A 15,040-nucleotide genomic window follows, 5' to 3' on the forward strand; every position below is an offset into this window, starting at 1 on the left:
GCCTTCCGCTGATGCCCCGGTCCGCCGGGAGGGCGTCGGGACGTCGCTGCTGTGCGACGTTGCGCGGCAGATGGGACCGGACCGGGCGAATCCGGTTCGGGCTCAGTCTATCGGCGTGGCCTCCCCGTACCGGACGGGTGTGGCGGATCGGCGCACCACCCCGGCGGGTGACGGTTCGTATGCTCCCGGTTCACCCGTGTGCGCGCTGTCACCACTGACTGTCGCGCCGTCACTGTGGGTTGCATGACTCCTGCACCAGAGAGCACTTCTGACGCATCGTCCGAACAGTCGCCGACAGCGGTACCGGACCTGCGCCCGATCGCCGTCTCGGCGCTGATCGGCACCACGATCGAGTACTACGACTTCTTCATCTACGGGACGGCCGTCGCGCTGGTCTTCGGCAAGGTCTTCTTCCCCGAACTCGGGCGCGCCGGTGGGTTGCTGGCATCATTCTCGGTGTACTCGGTGGCCTTCGTCGGGCGTCCGCTGGGTGCCCTGGTGTTCGGGCACTTCGGCGACCGGCTGGGCCGCAAGACGACCCTGGTGGTCTCGCTGTTGCTGATGGGCGTCTCCACGGTGGCCGTCGGCGTGCTGCCCGGGTACGGGTCCTGGGGGATCTGGGCGCCGGTGGCGCTGGTGGCGCTGCGGGCGCTGCAGGGCTTCGGGTTGGGCGGGGAGTGGGGCGGCGCGGCGCTGCTGTTGGCCGAGAACGCTCCGGCGGAGCGGCGCGGCCGGTACGGCGGCTACCTCCAACTCGGGCCCTGTCTGGGTTTCTTCGCCGCCACCGGGGTGTTCCTGCTGCTCTCGGAGGTGCTGAGCGAGCGTGCCTTCGCCGACTGGGGCTGGCGGGTGCCGTTCCTCGCCTCGGTCGGGCTGGTCGCGACCGGTCTGTTCGTCCGGCTGCGGATCGGCGAGACGCCGGTCTTCGCGCGGCAGACCGAGCGCGCCAAGGCGCCGGCCGCCGAGGTGCTGCGCGGGCACGGCCGCACGGTGCTGTCCGCGGGCGGCGCGATCATGATCGGGTACGCGCTGTTCTACCTGACCACCACCTACGCGCTGGCCTACGCCACCGAGCAGTTGGGCATCGGGCGGGGGCTGATGCTGGCCCTGCTGCTGGCGGGCGCGGTGCCGAAGGGCGCGGCCGCCTGGTACTGCGCCGGGCTCAGCGACCGCTGGGGTCGGCGCCGGACGCTGCGGCTGGCCAGCGCGCTCGCGGTCGGCTGGTCGCTGCTGCTCTTCCCGCTGCTGCAGACGGCGCGTACGCCGCTGGTGGCGCTGGGGGTGATCGGTGCGATGGCGGTGCTCGGCTGCCTGTTCGGGCCGGTGGCGGCGTATCTGCCGGAGCTGTTCCCGACCCGGGTGCGCTACACGGGCGCCTCGCTCGCCTTCAACCTCGGCGGGGTGGTCGGCGGGGCGACGGCGCCGCTGGTGGCGGCCCGGCTCACCGGGATGTACGGGACGGCCGAGCCGGTCGGCTGGTACCTGGCCGGGATCGGGGTGGCGTCGCTGCTGTGCCTGTACGCGCTGCCGGAGACGCGTGGGCCCGCTCTCGGCGCGAGGGTGGTGCGCCAGGGGCGCGGGGAGCCGTCCGACCAGCCGAGCACCTCGGTGGAGGGCTGATCGTGCGGTCCCCGCGCCCCGGGACCTGGTCTGCCGGTCGGTCAGAGGCCCAGCGCGGTACGGCCGGCGACCAGGACGACGGCCTGCTTGGCGACGCGCTCGCCCAGGTGCTCGGCGGTGGCGATGTCGGCCTTGTGGACGCCCTCCGGGCCCTGGTCGTTGTTGCTCTGGGCGGCGGCGCCGAGGAAGAAGCCGAGGCGGTTGATGTCCTCCTCGGAGGCGGTGGAGCTGTTCCAGCCCGGGTGCAGGCCCAGGTTGACCCACTGCATGCCGTGCTGGGCGGCCAGCACGGTGAAGAACTGCAGGGTGTGCAGCTTGTCGCCGCTCTTCGAGGCGGAGTTGGTGAAGCCGGCCGCCAGCTTGTCCTTCCAGGCATTGGTGAACCAGCGCTTCGAGGAGTTCTCGGCGAAGGTGTGGAAGGCGGCCGAGGCGGTGCCCATGTAGGTCGGCGAACCGAAGACGATCGCGTCGGCGGCGTCCAGCTGGGCCCACTGCTCCTCGGTGATGGTGTCAACGGCTATCCGGACGACCTCGGCCCCACCGGCGGCGGCACCGCGGGCAACGGCCTCGGCGAGCACGGCGGTGTGGCCGTAGCCGGAGTGGTAGGCGATGGCGACGGTGGGGGTGGCGGTGGTCATGGCGCGATGACTCCTGTGGCGTCGGGATGAACGGGAGGGTCGGGGAGGGCGCTCTGGCGCTCCCCGACCCCTGCGGTCTCTAATGTAGACCAGGTCTCCATCAGATACCAAGTATGGAATAGAGACCTGCGCGCGTACCCTGGATCACATGGCCCATCCGCAGCAGCACTCCGAGTACGACGTCTTCGCCGCCTTCTGTCCCAGTCGGAACGTCTTCGCCGAGCTCGCCGACAAGTGGTCGCTGCTCCTCCTGCTCAGCCTGCACGAGCTGGGTGAGCAGAGGTTCTCCGAACTGCAGCGGTCCGTCACCGGAGTGAGCCGCAAGATGCTCACCCAGACCCTGCGCGAGCTCGAGCGGAGCGGGCTGGTGCGCCGCACCGTCCACCCCGAGACCCCGCCGCGGGTCGTCTACGGCCTGCTGCCGCTGGGGCGCTCGCTCGCCGAGCGGCTGGTCCCGGTCGCGGAGTGGGTCGAGGAGAACAGCGGCTCCGTGCTGGAGGCCCGGAGGGTGTTCGACGGCTCGCGCTGCTCCTCCGTCGCGGACTGAGGTCGCAGTCGAGGGGGCGTGGCCGCGGGGCGGCGGGGTGGCCGCGAGGTGGCGGGGGTGGCCGCGGGGTGGCGACCGGGGTCGATTTCACTTTCGGGCCGCTGACCGGGTAATGTCTTCCTCGTTCGAGCGGGACGGAAAAGCCCCGCAGGACAGGCCCCTATAGCTCAGTCGGTAGAGCGTCTCCATGGTAAGGAGAAGGTCAACGGTTCGATTCCGTTTGGGGGCTCAGTAGAACGAGGCCCTCGCCGTAAGGCGGGGGCCTTCGTCGTTTCGTGTCGCCTGTTCCGCGCGGCCCGTTCCGTCCGGGGTCCGCCACATGGCTTGCGGCGAGTACGCGGCCTAGCGGTCCCGGCCGGGTATGCGCTGTGATGGTGCGTCATTGGCGGTCGGCCGTGCGGACGGATGCCGCGGCAGGCCGGACGGGGACTGGGAGGGCGCCATGGGCGTTCGACTCGTGGTGGTCGACGACCACCGGCTGCTGGCGGAGGCGCTGGCGGCGGCCCTGCAGCTGCGCGGGCACCGGGTGCTCGCGATCGGCTCGCCGTCCCGGACGGTCGGCGAACTGATCGTCGGGCGCCGCCCCGAGGTCTGTCTGCTCGGCGTGTCCGGGTCGGGCGAGCCGGACACGTTCGATCCCGTACGGCGGCTGCGCCGGGAGCGTCCCGAGATCTCCGTCGTGGTCCTCGGGCCGGTCGGCGAGCCCGGGCGGGTGGCCGCCGCCTTCGCCGCCGGGGCCGCCGGGTACGTCCGCAGCGACGAGCGGATCGAGGTCGTGGAGCGGGCCATCGCCCGGGTCCGGGCCGGGGAGGCGGCGGTCGCCGCGGACGTCCTGCAAGGCGCCTTCGAACGGCTGCTCAGGCCCGCGGTGGAGCCGGACGACGATGCGCTGCGGCTGCTCAGGTTGCTGACCCGGCGTGAGGTCCAGGTGCTGCTCAGGATCGCCGAGGGCGAGGACACCGCCGGCATCGCCGCCGGCATGGGCATCGCCCCCAGCACCGCCCGTACCCACGTCCAGCGGGTCCTGATGAAGCTCGGCGCGCGCACCCGCCTGGAGGCCACCGCGGTCGCCGCCCGTACGGGGCTTCTCGACCGGGTGTCGGGCGCGTAGGCGAACCGAGGGGCGCCCGGGCAGCACGGCCGCCCCTGGCCCCGTGAAGCGCCGGAGGGCGGCTCCCCGCATCCTCGGGCGGTATCCGGCCGCCCGGGTGCCCACCGCTGCCCACCGCTGCGCGAGCGGCTGGGTCTCACGGACCCGCGGTTGACGTCCGGAGCCCCGCGGCTCCGTTTTCGCACCCCGGACTTGTTGACTTGTGATCGGTCTTGTTGGAATGTGTTTCCGATCCTGCGATGAGGAGGGCGAGGCCGTGAAGAAGACCACGACCAAGCTCGCGGACGGCCGCGAGCTCATCTACTTCGACGCGGACGACACCGCGTCCCGGGACGACCGCGACCTGCGCCCGCTCGCCGCCGTCACCCCGCTCTCCGAGATCCGCCGCGATCCGGTGACCGGTGACCACGTCACCATCGCCGCACACCGCCAGGCCCGCACGTACCACCCGCCGGCGGACGAGTGCCCGCTCTGCCCCTCCAGGGACGGCCGCCTGAGTGAGATCCCCGCCGCCGACTACGACGTCGTGGTCTTCGAGAACCGCTTCCCCGCGCTGGCCCTGCACCCGGCGGTCGCCGACAGCGGCGGCGCGGACCCGCTGCACCTCGCCTTCCCCGGCGCCGGCCGCTGCGAGGTGGTCTGCTTCACCGCCGGCCACGACCTCTCGTTCGCCGACCTCACCGAGGCCAGAGCCCGCCTGGTGCTGGACGCCTGGACCGACCGGACTGCCGAGCTCTCCGCCCTCCCGGGCGTCCGGCAGGTGTTCTGCTTCGAGAACCGGGGTGCCGAGATCGGCGTGACCCTGGCCCATCCGCACGGTCAGATCTACGCCTTCCCGTTCACCACCCCGCGCACCGCCCGGATGGCCGGGCAGGCCGCCGCCCACCGCGCCCGCACCGGCCGCAACCTCTTCGAGGACCTGCTCGCCGCCGAACTCGGCGATCCCGCCCGGGTGGTGCTGGCGGGCGAGCACTGGACGGCCTTCGTCCCGTACGCGGCCCGCTGGCCGTACGAGGTGCACCTCTACCCCAACCGCCGGGTCGCCGACCTGACCTGGCTGAGCGAGCCCGAACGCTCAGAGTTTCCCAAGCTCTACCTGGAATTGCTGCGTCGTTTTGACCGGCTCTTCATCCAAGCGGGCCAGACTGCCCCGATCGCACCGACGCCGTACATCGCGGCCTGGCACCAGGCACCCACCCTTGGGGGTGACGAACTCGCGCTTCACCTGGAGCTGTTCACGATCCGGCGTACGGTGGGCAAGCTCAAGTTCCTGGCCGGGGTGGAATCCGGCATGGACGCGTTCGTCAACGACGTGTCGCCCGAGGCGGCGGCACAGCGCCTGCGGGAGGTCGCATCGTGAGCAAGTACCTGGTCACCGGCGGAGCCGGCTACGTCGGCAGTGTGGTCGCCGCCCACCTGCTGGAGGCCGGCCACCAGGTCACCGTGCTCGACGACCTCTCCACCGGGTTCCCTGCCGGTGTGCCGTCCGGCGCCGAGTTCGTCCGGGGGCGGATCCAGGACGCCGTCGAGGTGCTGGACGGCTCCTACGACGCGGTGCTGCACTTCGCCGCCTCCTCGCAGGTCGGCGAGTCGGTCGCCGACCCGGAGAAGTACTGGCGCAACAACGTGGCCGGTTCGCTCGAACTGGTCAGCGCGATGCGCAAGGCGGGGGTGCGCAAGCTGGTCTTCTCCTCCACCGCCGCCGTCTACGGCGAGCCCGAGAGCGTCCCGATCGCCGAGACCTCCCGCACCTCCCCGACCAACACCTACGGCGCCACCAAGCTCGCCGTGGACCACCTGATCGCCAGTGAGTGCGCCGCCCACGGCCTCGCCGCCGTCAGCCTGCGGTACTTCAACGTGGCCGGGGCGTACGGCTCCTACGGCGAGCGGCACGAGCCCGAGTCGCACCTGATCCCGCTGGTCTTCCAGGCCGCCCTCGGCAAGCGTCCGCACATCGCCGTGTTCGGCGACGACTACCCGACCCCCGACGGCACCTGCATCCGCGACTACATCCACGTCGCCGACCTCGCCGAGGCCCACCTGCTGGCCCTGGACGCCGCCAGGCCGGGCGAGCACCTGGTCTGCAACCTCGGCAACGGCAGCGGCTTCTCGGTCCGCGAGGTGATCGAGTCGGTCCGCCGGGTCACCGGCCGGGAGATCCCGGTCGTCACCGCCGAGCGCCGTCCCGGCGACCCCGCCGTGCTGGTCGCCTCCGCGCAGCGGGCCCAGGAGGTGCTCGGCTGGCGCCCCAGCCGCCCGCAGCTGGACGACATCGTGGCAGACGCCTGGAACTTCACCCTGGCGCTGGACGGCGCGGCCTCCTGACCCGGGAACGCGGGGAACCGTGACCGGCGTCCGCAGCGGGTGCGGCGCCGCCCCGGCGGGGGTGACCTGATCGGCGGACACACCGGTCGGGGGCGGCCGAAGGGGGCGCGCGGCTGTCCTGGCGCTGCATCAGGAAGGTGTGCGCGTAGTCTGGTTCGGTACATCCTGACGTCGCGCGGGGCCAGGTCCGAAAGTTCACCAAACCTCCGCCGAGTCGCCCCGCGCGCCGTACGCTGAGTGCGGTACCGGTGGGGGTCGGGCGCCTGAGCAGGAGGGTACGACGATGGGGCGGATCCGGGTCCTGGTGGTCGACGACCACCGCATCTTCGCCGAAGCGCTGGCGGCCACGCTCGCCGCCGAACCCGATGTCGAGGTCGGCGCGGCCGGCAGCACGCTCGCGGCCGAACGCGCGCTGGAGCGGGCCGCCGCCGAGGGCCGGGCCTTCGACGTGGTCCTGATCGACGCCGACCTGGCCCCGGCCGGCCCGCCGCCGTGCCGTCCCCGTCCGCTCGCCGAGTCCGAGCCGCAGCCCGGCACCAGACGGCTCCCCGCCGCACCGGCCGGCCGCCGCCAGCCCGGCCCGTCGACGGGCGCGCCGCACCGCGTCCCGCCCCCCTCGGCGACCAGCCCCGCAGCCCCGGCCGGGGACGGGCTGGCCCTGCTCGCCCGGGCCTGCCGCGCCCACCCGGCGCTGCGGGCGATCGTGCTCGCCACCGAGGACGACACGGGGCGGGCGGTGCGTGCGCTGCAGGCGGGGGCCTGCGGCTGGGTGGCCAAGGACAGTTCGCTGCCCCGGCTGATGGCGGTGATCCGGGGGGTGCTGCGGGGCGAGACGCACCTGCCGCCGGCCCTGCTGACCGGCGTGGTACGGGAGTTGACCTCAGCGCGGCGGGACCGCACGGAGAGCGAACGGCTGGTGGAGACGCTGACGCCCCGCGAGGAGGAGGTGCTCCGCTGCATGGTGGCCGGGCTCGGGCGGCAGGCGGTGGCGGAGCGGTTGTACCTCTCGCCGCACACCGTCCGCACCCACATGCAGAACGTCCTGGGCAAGCTGGGCGTCCACTCCACCCTCGCCGCCGTCGCGGTGGCCCGCCGAGCGGGCGTCAGCCCCTCCGAGCCGCCGCTCCCGGCCCACTCGGCCACGCCGTAGGCGACACCTCCGGGGCCCGGCCTTCGCCGCCGATGGCGGAGCCTCACCCCGCGCTGTCGAAGGGGGCGACCAACTGCCGGAGCAGGGCGGCCAGGTCGTGCTGCTGGTCGGGGCTGAGCTCGGCGAGCAGGGCGCGCTCGTGGGCGAGCAGCCCGGCGAGCGCCTGGTCGGCGCGGTCGCGGCCGTCGTCGGTGAGTCGGACCAGCACACCGCGCCGGTCGTCCGGGTCGGGCAGTCGCTTGACCAGGCCCTTTCCGGTGAGCCGGTCGATCCGGTTGGTCATCGTGCCGGAGGTCACCAGGGTCTGGGTGAGCAGCTGGCCGGGGGAGAGCTGGTAGGGGGAGCCGGCTCGGCGGAGGGCGGTCAGCACGTCGAACTCCCAGGGTTCGAGACCGTGCTCGGCGAAGGCGGTGCGGCGGGCGCGGTCGAGGTGGCGTGCGAGCCGGCTGACCCGGCTGAGCACCTCCAGCGGCCCGACATCGAGGTCGGGGCGCTCGCGGCGCCATGCTGCGACCAGCCGGTCGACCTCGTCCTCCATGTGGATCAGTGTATCGGTGGGTGTGTCGATATGAAGCCTCTTGACATCAAGATGAACGCTCCGGGTATCGACAAACCCCCCGTTTCCCTGCCAATCACCCACCCGTCCCCCGGTCGGGAGCCCCGCCGGGAACTACTGCTTCCGCTCGCCGACCAGTTTGGGGTGGCGCTCCAGCCCCTCCAGCCCGTGCCAGGCGAGGTTGACCAGGTGGGCGGCGACCTCGGCCTTCTGCGGCTTGCGCACCTCCAGCCACCACTGCCCGGTCAGCGCGACCATGCCGACCAGCATCTGGGAGTACATCGGCGCCAGCCGGGGGTCGAAACCTCGGGCCTTGAACTCCAGGCCCAGGATGTCCTCGACCTGGGTGGCGATGTCGCTGATCAGCGAGGCGAAGGTGCCGGTGGACTGGGCCACCGGGGAGTCCCGGACCAGGATCTTGAAGCCGTCGGTGGAGGTGTCGATGTAGTCCATCAGCGCGAAGGCGGCCTGCTCCAGCAGTTCGCGGGAGTGCCCGCCGGTGAGCGCCCCGGTGACCATGTCGAGCAGCAGCTGCATCTCGCGGTCGACCACGACCGCGTACAGCCCCTCCTTGCCCCCGAAGTGCTCGTAGACCACCGGCTTGGACACCCCGGCCCGTTCGGCGATCTCCTCGACCGAGGTGCCGTCGTAGCCGCGCTCCGCGAAGACCGAGCGGCCGATGTCCAGCAGCTGCTCGCGGCGCTGCTTGCCGGTCATCCGGACCCGGCCGCCCTTCGCCGCGCGGGTGGGGGCAGTGGAGCGGTTCCGGGGGGCCTCGGGGCTCGCGGCCCCCGCTCCTGAGGTCCGGTGCTGGCCGCCTGCGCTGTCTCCGTTGCTCCCGTTCACCCCTACATCATGCTGCAGGGAGCGGCTCATGCCCCAGCTCGATTCGTCGGCCCGGTCCCAGGCGCCCGCTCATGCGGCACGGCGCGCGGCGATCCGCTCCGGATCGGGCCAGCGCACGTCGTGGACCCAGCCGGCCCGCTCGAACCAGCGGATCAGCCGGGCGGAGGAGTCGAGCTGCCCGCGCAGCACACCGTGCCGGGCGGAGGTGGGGTCGGCGTGGTGCAGGTTGTGCCAGGACTCGCCGCAGGAGAGCACCGCCAGCCACCAGACGTTCCCGGAGCGGTCGCGGGACCTGAACGGGCGGGAGCCGATCGCGTGGCAGATGGAGTTGATCGACCAGGTGACGTGGTGCAGCAGGGCGATCCGCACCAGCGAGCCCCAGAAGAAGGCGGTCAGCGCGCCCTCCCAGGAGAGCGAGAGCAGTCCGCCGACCAGTGGTGGGACCAGCAGGGAGAGGGCGGTCCAGAGCCAGAACAGCCGGGAGATCCGCCGCATCGCCGGGTCGCGGACCAGGTCGGGCGCGTACTTGAGCTGCGGGGTCTGCTCCTGGTCGAACATCCAGCCGGTGTGCGCCCACCACAGCCCCTTCACCAGCGCGGGGACGGTTTCGCCGAAGCGCCAGGGGGAGTGCGGGTCGCCCTCCTTGTCGCTGAAGCGGTGGTGCCTGCGGTGGTCGGCCACCCAGCGGACCAGCGGGCCCTCGACGGCAAGGCTGCCGGCCACGGCCAGTGCGATCCGCAGCGGGCGGTTGGCCTTGAAGGCGCCGTGGGTGAAGTAGCGGTGGAAGCCGACGGTGACGCCGTGGCAGGTGAGGAAGTACATCACCGTGGTGATCGCCAGGTCCCGCCAGCCGAGCCCGCGGCCCCAGGCGACCGGGACCGCCGCGACCAGGGCCAGGAACGGAACTCCGATGAAGAGGGCGAGCGCGATTCGCTCGATCGGGCCCTGCCGCTCGCCGCCTCTGGTGGCCGAGAGCTGGGTGGCGGCGGCCCCTGCCGGGTCCGGGGGCGCTTCGCTGGCCTGCATGGTCATATGCGGTCCTTGTCGGAGCAGCAAAACCTACGTGACCGTAACCTACGGCATCGTAAGTAGCGTGGAGCGGCTCTGGCGGGCGTGTCGCGAGGTGAACCGGGACCGGTGTGGGCACGGGGAGTGCCGGGATCTTTGCGATTGGTGGTGGATGCCCGGGCTGGAACCCCGTAGGCTGTGGACCGCGCTGTCCCCTGCGGGGCGGCGAGGTACCGTCCGTCCCGGATCGTCTAAGGGCAGGACAGCTGGTTTTGGTCCAGCTTATGGGGGTTCGAATCCTCCTCCGGGAGCACTTCGTGCAGCCTCCGGCCGAGCGCTGAGCGGGCCGGGGGCCGACTGCCGGTCGGCCGTGACCGCATTATCCTCATGCTCTGCCCGAGCGTGGACGTGCGGATCCGTGGCTCGGGCTCGCTGTGCCAGAACCCTCCCCACGAACGACCGAGGAGCCTCCAGCGTGAGCGCCAACACCCCCGCCGCCGTCATCGTGCTCGCCGCTGGTGGCGGGACCCGGATGAAGTCGAAGCGTCTGCCCAAGGTGCTGCACGAGATCTGCGGTCGCACCCTGGTCGGTCACGCGGTCTTTGCCGCCCAGGAGTTGAGCCCCGAGCAGCTGGTCGTGGTGGTCGGGCACATGCGCGAGCAGGTGCAGCAGCACCTGGCGGAGCGGTACGAGGACGTGCGCACCGCCGTCCAGCTGGAGCAGAACGGCACCGGCCACGCCGTGCGCACCGCGCTGGAGGCGCTGGCGGCCGACGGGATCGAGCCGGACGGCACCGTGGTGGTCACCACCGGCGACGCGCCGCTGCTGACCGGGGCGACGCTGGCCGCACTGGTCGAGGCGCACGCCGAGCAGGGCAACGGTGTGACCGTCCTCACCGCCGTCGTCCCGGACTCCTTCGGCTACGGCCGGATCCTGCGCAGCGAGTCGGACGGCTCGGTGGCCGCGATCGTCGAGGAGAAGGACGCCACCGACGCCCAGCGGGCGATCGACGAGATCAACTCGGGTGTCTTCGCCTTCGACGCCAAGCTGCTGGTCGAGGCGCTCGGCCGGCTGAACACCGACAACTCGCAGGGCGAGGAGTACCTCACCGACACCCTGGGGATCCTGCGGACCTCGGGTCACCGGGTCGGCGCGGTCGTCGCGGCCGACTACCGCGACATCCTCGGCATCAACGACCGGGTCCAGCTGGCCGAGGCCCGGAAGATCATGAACGCCCGGCTGGTCGAGCGCGCGATGCGCGCGGGCGTCACCGTGGTGGACCCGGCGTCCGCCTGGTTCGACGTCCAGGTGACCTACGAGCCGGACGCGGTGGTGCTGCCGAACACCCAGCTGCACGGCGCCACGCACCTCGGCGAGGGCTGCGAGGTCGGCCCGAACTGCACCCTGACCGACACCCTGGTCGGCGCCGAGGCCCATGTGAGCAACGCCACCACGATCGGCGCCGAGATCGGCGAGGCGGCCTCGGTCGGCCCGTACGCGTACCTGCGCCCGGGCACCAAGCTGGCCCGGAAGGCCAAGGCCGGCACCTACGTGGAGATCAAGAACTCCGAGGTCGGCGCGGGCTCCAAGGTGCCGCACCTGTCGTACATCGGCGACACCACGATCGGCGAGGGCAGCAACATCGGCGCGGCCTCGGTCACCGTCAACTACGACGGCGTGAACAAGCACCGCACCACCATCGGCTCCCACTGCCGCACGGGCTCCGACAACATGTTCATCGCCCCGGTGACCATCGGGGACGGCGCCTACACCGCCGCCGGATCGGTGATCACCAACGATGTCCCGGCCGGCGCGCTCGGCGTCTCCCGGGCGCAGCAGCGCAACATCGCGGGCTGGGTCGAGCGCAAGCGCCCCGGCACCGACTCCGCGCGCGCCGCTGCTGCGGCGGGCGAGCCCGCCGTGACCGTCGAGGACTGAACGGGCGACGGGGGATCTTGAGGGGAGAGCCCGGGGCCCACGCTTTCCGGCGGGGCGCGTAACCTGGAGTACATACGTGCGCCACTGGGCTGACTGCCCGTGCCCGGGCGTACTCCCAATCCCCCGTTGAGCACCGGCTGGGCGTCCGCCTGGCTCGGCGTGGCGGGTTCATGTGCGGCAGCAACGCGAGGAGACGGTGCAGTGACCGGGATCACGACGTCGGTTGAGAAGAAGCTGAAGCTCTTCTCGGGCCGTGCCCACCCCGAGCTGGCGAAGGAGGTCGCGGAGGCGCTCGGCACCGAACTCGTGCCGACCAAGGCCCTGGACTTCGCCAACGGTGAGATCTACGTCCGGTTCCTGGAGTCGGCCCGCGGTGCGGACTGCTTCGTGATGCAGAGCCACACGGCTCCCATCAACCAGTGGATCATGGAGCAGTTGATCATGATCGACGCTCTGAAGCGGGCCTCCGCCAAGAGCATCACCGCGATCCTCCCGTTCTACGGCTACGCCCGTCAGGATAAGAAGCACCTGGGCCGCGAACCGATCTCGGCCCGCCTGGTCGCCGACCTGCTGCGCCAGGCCGGTGCCGACCGCCTGATGGCCGTGGACCTGCACACCGCACAGATCCAGGGCTTCTTCGACGGCCCGGTGGACCACCTGTTCGCGCTGCCGCTGCTCGCCGACTACATCGGCGACAAGGTCGCCAGCGACAAGCTCACCGTCGTCTCCCCGGACGCCGGCCGGGTGAAGGTGGCCGACCAGTGGTGTGACCGGCTGGACGCACCGCTGGCGATCATCCACAAGCGCCGCGACATCACCCAGGCCAACACCATCCTGTCGGCCGACGTGGTCGGTGACGTCAAGGACCGGGTCTGCGTCCTGGTCGACGACATGATCGACACCGCCGGCACCATCTGCGCCGCCGCCGACGCGCTGTTCGACAACGGCGCCGCGGACGTCATCGTGGCCGCCACCCACGGTGTGCTCTCCGGTCCGGCGGCCGACCGGCTGAAGAACTCCCGGGTCAGCGAGTTCGTCTTCACCAACACCCTGCCGACCCCGGCCGAGCTCCAGCTCGACAAGGTGACCACGCTCTCCATCGCCCCGTCGATCGCCGCGGCGATCCGCGAGGTCTTCGAGGAGGGCTCGGTCACCAGCCTGTTCGAGGGCGTGCACTGATCGGGTAGTCGTACGAACGGCCCCGGCGCCTCGCGGCGCCGGGGCCGATTTCGTGCTCGCCGCAGCGTGCGGTTAGACTCTTGAGACTGCTCGGCGAGGGATGTCGTGTGCCCAATGCGGGTGCCTGATCCGTGATCGACGCGCTGCCTCGGCCGTGGTTTGGCCGATTGCAGATCCGTCCGCCGCCGAGTGGCCCCCCAAACGTACTTGAGGGTGTGCCCCGGCGGTTTTTCGTCTGTCGTCCGCACCCCGCGTCCAGTTCTCACGAGGAGTGCCGTCGTGTCCGAGATCCGCCTTGCCGCTGAAGCCCGTACCGAGTTCGGCAAGGGTGCCGCCCGTCGCGCTCGTCGCGCCGGCTTCGTCCCCGGTGTCGTCTACGGCCACGGCCACACCCCGGTTCACCTGAACCTGCCCGGCCACGACCTGATGATGGCCCTGAAGACCCCGAACGCCCTGCTGGTCGTGCCGATCGACGGCAAGGACGAGTACGTGCTGCCGAAGGCCGTCCAGCGTGAGGCCATCAAGCGCACCATCGAGCACGTCGACCTGCTGCTGGTCAAGCGTGGCGAGAAGGTCACCGTCGAGGTCCCGGTCCACACCGAGGGTGAGCTGGCCCCGGGCGGCAACCTGCTGGAGCACGTTCTGAACGCGCTGCCGGTCGAGGCCGAGGCCACCCACCTGCCCGAGGCCGTCACCGTCTCGATCGAGGGCCTGGAGGCCGGCGCCTCGGTCCTGGCCAAGGACGTCGTCCTGCCGAAGGGCGTCGCGCTGGCCGTCGAGGCCGACGCCGTCGTGCTGCAGGTCATCGGCGCCCAGGCCCCCGAGGCCGTCGAGGAGGCCGCCGAGGGCGAGGCCGTCGAGGCCTGAGCCCGGTAGCTCATTCGACCGCTGCCCCGGTCCGCTCCGCTGGAGCGGCCGGGGCAGCGGCGTGTCCGGGATGATGAGGGAAAGTGAGGAGCGGTTGATGAGCGACGAAGCGTACGAGGGCCCCTGGCTGGTCGTCGGCCTCGGCAACCCGGGCGAGGGCTACGCCCGGAACCGGCACAACATCGGGTTCATGGTGGTGGATCTGCTGGCCGAGCGGATCGGGGCGAAGTTCAAGGCCCACAAGAGCCGGGCCCAGATCGCCGAGGGCCGCCTGTGCGGGCGGCGGGTGGTGCTGGCCAAGCCGATGACCTTCATGAACCTGTCCGGCGGCCCGACCACCGCGCTGCGCGACTTCTACAAGGTGCCGACCGAGGCGATCGTGGCGATCCACGACGAGCTGGACATCGACTACGCGGCACTGCGGCTCAAGTTGGGCGGCGGTGACAACGGGCACAACGGCCTGAAGTCCATCACCAAGTCGCTCGGCCCCGGCTACCACCGGGTGCGTTGCGGCATCGGCCGTCCGCCGGGCCGGATGGAGGTGGCCGACTTCGTGCTCAAGGACTTCTCCTCCGCCGAGCGCAAGGAACTCGACTGGTTCGTCGACCGCTCCGCCGACGCGGTCGAGGCGCTGCTCTCCGAGGGGCTCGAACGAGCCCAGGGCAGCTACAACTCCTGACGGCTTTCCGGTGAACGCCTGACGCGGTTTTGACGATTGCCTGACGTGATGTCAATCCGGCGCGCCCCCTTGCACAACGGTCGTGCAACGCTTGCTCCGAGGGGGCATGATCTGTATGGGAAGGTCACCTCTGATCGGATACGGTCATCCCCTGTACGCGCAGGATTGAGCGCAGGAATCTGGGGGTAAGGACCGTGGTTCGGTCACAACGCGTCCGGGTGGGGCGTGCGGTCGGCGGAGCGGCGATGCTCGTCGGTCTCACCGCGCTGGGTGCACCGGTGGCGCAGGCCGCCGACTCCTCGGGCGGCCAAAACGATGCGCCCGAGCCGGCGGCAGCGCAGCTGACGCCGCCGGTCAGCGGCGGCAAGGTGGGCGGCTCGGCGGGGCTGTACGCGGTCGGCGGCGGCCTGGTGATGGTCGCCGGCGGGGCGACCCTCTGGGTCAAGCGCAAGCGCGCCGGCCAGGTCACCATTCACTGAACCGCCTTGCGGGCAGGGCCTTTCGGGCCTGTCCGGGTCTTTCAGAGGCGCGGGAGCAACACCAGGGGCGCGGGGCTCTGCCCCGCGCCCCTGGTG

15 protein-coding genes and 2 tRNA genes are annotated in these 15,040 nt (G+C 71.7%); 13 read left to right on the top strand and 4 right to left on the bottom strand.

Translation table 11 applies throughout. The features are described 5' to 3' along the window. Nucleotides 1-243 precede the first annotated feature (243 nt). On the top strand, nt 244-1,620 hold the full coding sequence (locus ABD369_RS32490) for an MFS transporter (RefSeq protein ID WP_344640197.1): 1,377 nt from the start codon (nt 244-246) through the stop codon (nt 1,618-1,620). Nucleotides 1,621-1,661: 41 nt separating this feature from the next. On the opposite strand, the gene ABD369_RS32495 is transcribed toward ABD369_RS32490, so the two are convergent. Next, complete coding sequence (locus ABD369_RS32495; RefSeq protein WP_344640198.1) at nt 1,662-2,258, bottom strand: flavodoxin family protein; 597 nt, start codon at nt 2,256-2,258, stop codon at nt 1,662-1,664. A gap of 148 nt (nt 2,259-2,406) precedes the next feature. Here ABD369_RS32495 and ABD369_RS32500 point away from each other — a divergent pair, with 148 nt between their 5' ends. The 6 genes from ABD369_RS32500 (at nt 2,407) to ABD369_RS32525 (ending at nt 7,391) form a co-directional block, all read left to right on the top strand. Then, nucleotides 2,407-2,805: a winged helix-turn-helix transcriptional regulator gene (locus tag ABD369_RS32500; protein ID WP_344640199.1), complete on the top strand. Its 399-nt coding sequence runs from the start codon at nt 2,407-2,409 to the stop codon at nt 2,803-2,805. A gap of 156 nt (nt 2,806-2,961) precedes the next feature. Further along, a tRNA-Thr gene (locus ABD369_RS32505) sits at nt 2,962-3,034 on the top strand. 213 nt (nt 3,035-3,247) lie between these two features. Continuing rightward, a complete protein-coding gene (locus tag ABD369_RS32510; protein ID WP_344640200.1) occupies nt 3,248-3,916 on the top strand; it encodes a helix-turn-helix transcriptional regulator in 669 nt (222 codons plus the stop codon). Nucleotides 3,917-4,172: 256 nt separating this feature from the next. After that, a complete protein-coding gene (galT, locus tag ABD369_RS32515; protein ID WP_344640201.1) occupies nt 4,173-5,276 on the top strand; it encodes a galactose-1-phosphate uridylyltransferase in 1,104 nt (367 codons plus the stop codon). Next, nucleotides 5,273-6,241, top strand: a complete 969-nt coding sequence (gene galE, locus ABD369_RS32520) for a UDP-glucose 4-epimerase GalE (RefSeq protein ID WP_344640202.1) — start codon at nt 5,273-5,275, stop codon at nt 6,239-6,241. The genes galT and galE overlap by 4 nt, the downstream gene beginning before the upstream one ends. Nucleotides 6,242-6,524: 283 nt before the next feature. Beyond that, complete coding sequence (locus ABD369_RS32525; RefSeq protein ID WP_344640203.1) at nt 6,525-7,391, top strand: LuxR C-terminal-related transcriptional regulator; 867 nt, start codon at nt 6,525-6,527, stop codon at nt 7,389-7,391. Nucleotides 7,392-7,434: 43 nt separating this feature from the next. Here ABD369_RS32525 and ABD369_RS32530 read toward each other — a convergent pair whose 3' ends face one another. The 3 genes from ABD369_RS32530 to ABD369_RS32540 all read right to left on the bottom strand — a co-directional run bounded on the left by ABD369_RS32530 (nt 7,435) and on the right by ABD369_RS32540 (nt 9,825). Further along, nucleotides 7,435-7,929: a MarR family winged helix-turn-helix transcriptional regulator gene (locus ABD369_RS32530; protein WP_344640204.1), complete on the bottom strand. Its 495-nt coding sequence runs from the start codon at nt 7,927-7,929 to the stop codon at nt 7,435-7,437. Nucleotides 7,930-8,061: 132 nt separating this feature from the next. After that, complete coding sequence (locus ABD369_RS32535; RefSeq protein WP_280701072.1) at nt 8,062-8,664, bottom strand: TetR family transcriptional regulator; 603 nt, start codon at nt 8,662-8,664, stop codon at nt 8,062-8,064. Between the two features lie 198 nt (nt 8,665-8,862). Then, nucleotides 8,863-9,825, bottom strand: a complete 963-nt coding sequence (locus ABD369_RS32540) for an acyl-CoA desaturase (RefSeq protein ID WP_344640205.1) — start codon at nt 9,823-9,825, stop codon at nt 8,863-8,865. A 216-nt stretch (nt 9,826-10,041) separates the two neighbouring features. Here ABD369_RS32540 and ABD369_RS32545 point away from each other — a divergent pair. The 6 genes from ABD369_RS32545 (at nt 10,042) to ABD369_RS32570 (ending at nt 14,944) form a co-directional block, all read left to right on the top strand. Next, nucleotides 10,042-10,112: transfer RNA gene (locus ABD369_RS32545), tRNA-Gln, on the top strand. 164 nt (nt 10,113-10,276) lie between these two features. Then, the gene (glmU, locus tag ABD369_RS32550; protein ID WP_344640206.1) at nt 10,277-11,740 is read left to right on the top strand and encodes a bifunctional UDP-N-acetylglucosamine diphosphorylase/glucosamine-1-phosphate N-acetyltransferase GlmU; all 1,464 of its coding nucleotides are present in this window, start codon (nt 10,277-10,279) and stop codon (nt 11,738-11,740) included. 201 nt (nt 11,741-11,941) lie between these two features. Beyond that, entirely contained in the window at nt 11,942-12,919 is a 978-nt protein-coding gene (locus ABD369_RS32555) for a ribose-phosphate diphosphokinase (protein WP_344640207.1), read from the top strand. Nucleotides 12,920-13,198: 279 nt separating this feature from the next. Further along, nucleotides 13,199-13,786: a 50S ribosomal protein L25/general stress protein Ctc gene (locus ABD369_RS32560; protein ID WP_344640208.1), complete on the top strand. Its 588-nt coding sequence runs from the start codon at nt 13,199-13,201 to the stop codon at nt 13,784-13,786. 97 nt (nt 13,787-13,883) lie between these two features. Next, nucleotides 13,884-14,465 carry an aminoacyl-tRNA hydrolase gene (gene pth / locus ABD369_RS32565; protein ID WP_344640209.1) on the top strand — a complete coding sequence of 194 codons (582 nt, stop codon included), beginning with the start codon at nt 13,884-13,886 and terminating at the stop codon, nt 14,463-14,465. 245 nt (nt 14,466-14,710) lie between these two features. After that, complete coding sequence (locus ABD369_RS32570; RefSeq protein WP_344640210.1) at nt 14,711-14,944, top strand: hypothetical protein; 234 nt, start codon at nt 14,711-14,713, stop codon at nt 14,942-14,944. Nucleotides 14,945-15,040: the final 96 nt, after the last annotated feature.

Origin of the sequence: Kitasatospora cystarginea, from assembly GCF_039533515.1 — a bacterium.
Lineage (GTDB): Bacteria > Actinomycetota > Actinomycetes > Streptomycetales > Streptomycetaceae > Kitasatospora > Kitasatospora cystarginea.

Coding starts and splice junctions, on each gene's coding strand:
- ABD369_RS32490 (WP_344640197.1), top strand. CDS start 244: ATGACTCCTGCACCAGAGAGCACTTCTGACGCATCGTCCGAACAGTCG.
- ABD369_RS32495 (WP_344640198.1), bottom strand. CDS start 2,258: ATGACCACCGCCACCCCCACCGTCGCCATCGCCTACCACTCCGGCTAC.
- ABD369_RS32500 (WP_344640199.1), top strand. CDS start 2,407: ATGGCCCATCCGCAGCAGCACTCCGAGTACGACGTCTTCGCCGCCTTC.
- ABD369_RS32510 (WP_344640200.1), top strand. CDS start 3,248: ATGGGCGTTCGACTCGTGGTGGTCGACGACCACCGGCTGCTGGCGGAG.
- ABD369_RS32525 (WP_344640203.1), top strand. CDS start 6,525: ATGGGGCGGATCCGGGTCCTGGTGGTCGACGACCACCGCATCTTCGCC.
- ABD369_RS32530 (WP_344640204.1), bottom strand. CDS start 7,929: ATGGAGGACGAGGTCGACCGGCTGGTCGCAGCATGGCGCCGCGAGCGC.
- ABD369_RS32535 (WP_280701072.1), bottom strand. CDS start 8,664: ATGACCGGCAAGCAGCGCCGCGAGCAGCTGCTGGACATCGGCCGCTCG.
- ABD369_RS32540 (WP_344640205.1), bottom strand. CDS start 9,825: ATGACCATGCAGGCCAGCGAAGCGCCCCCGGACCCGGCAGGGGCCGCC.
- pth (WP_344640209.1), top strand. CDS start 13,884: ATGAGCGACGAAGCGTACGAGGGCCCCTGGCTGGTCGTCGGCCTCGGC.
- ABD369_RS32570 (WP_344640210.1), top strand. CDS start 14,711: ATGCTCGTCGGTCTCACCGCGCTGGGTGCACCGGTGGCGCAGGCCGCC.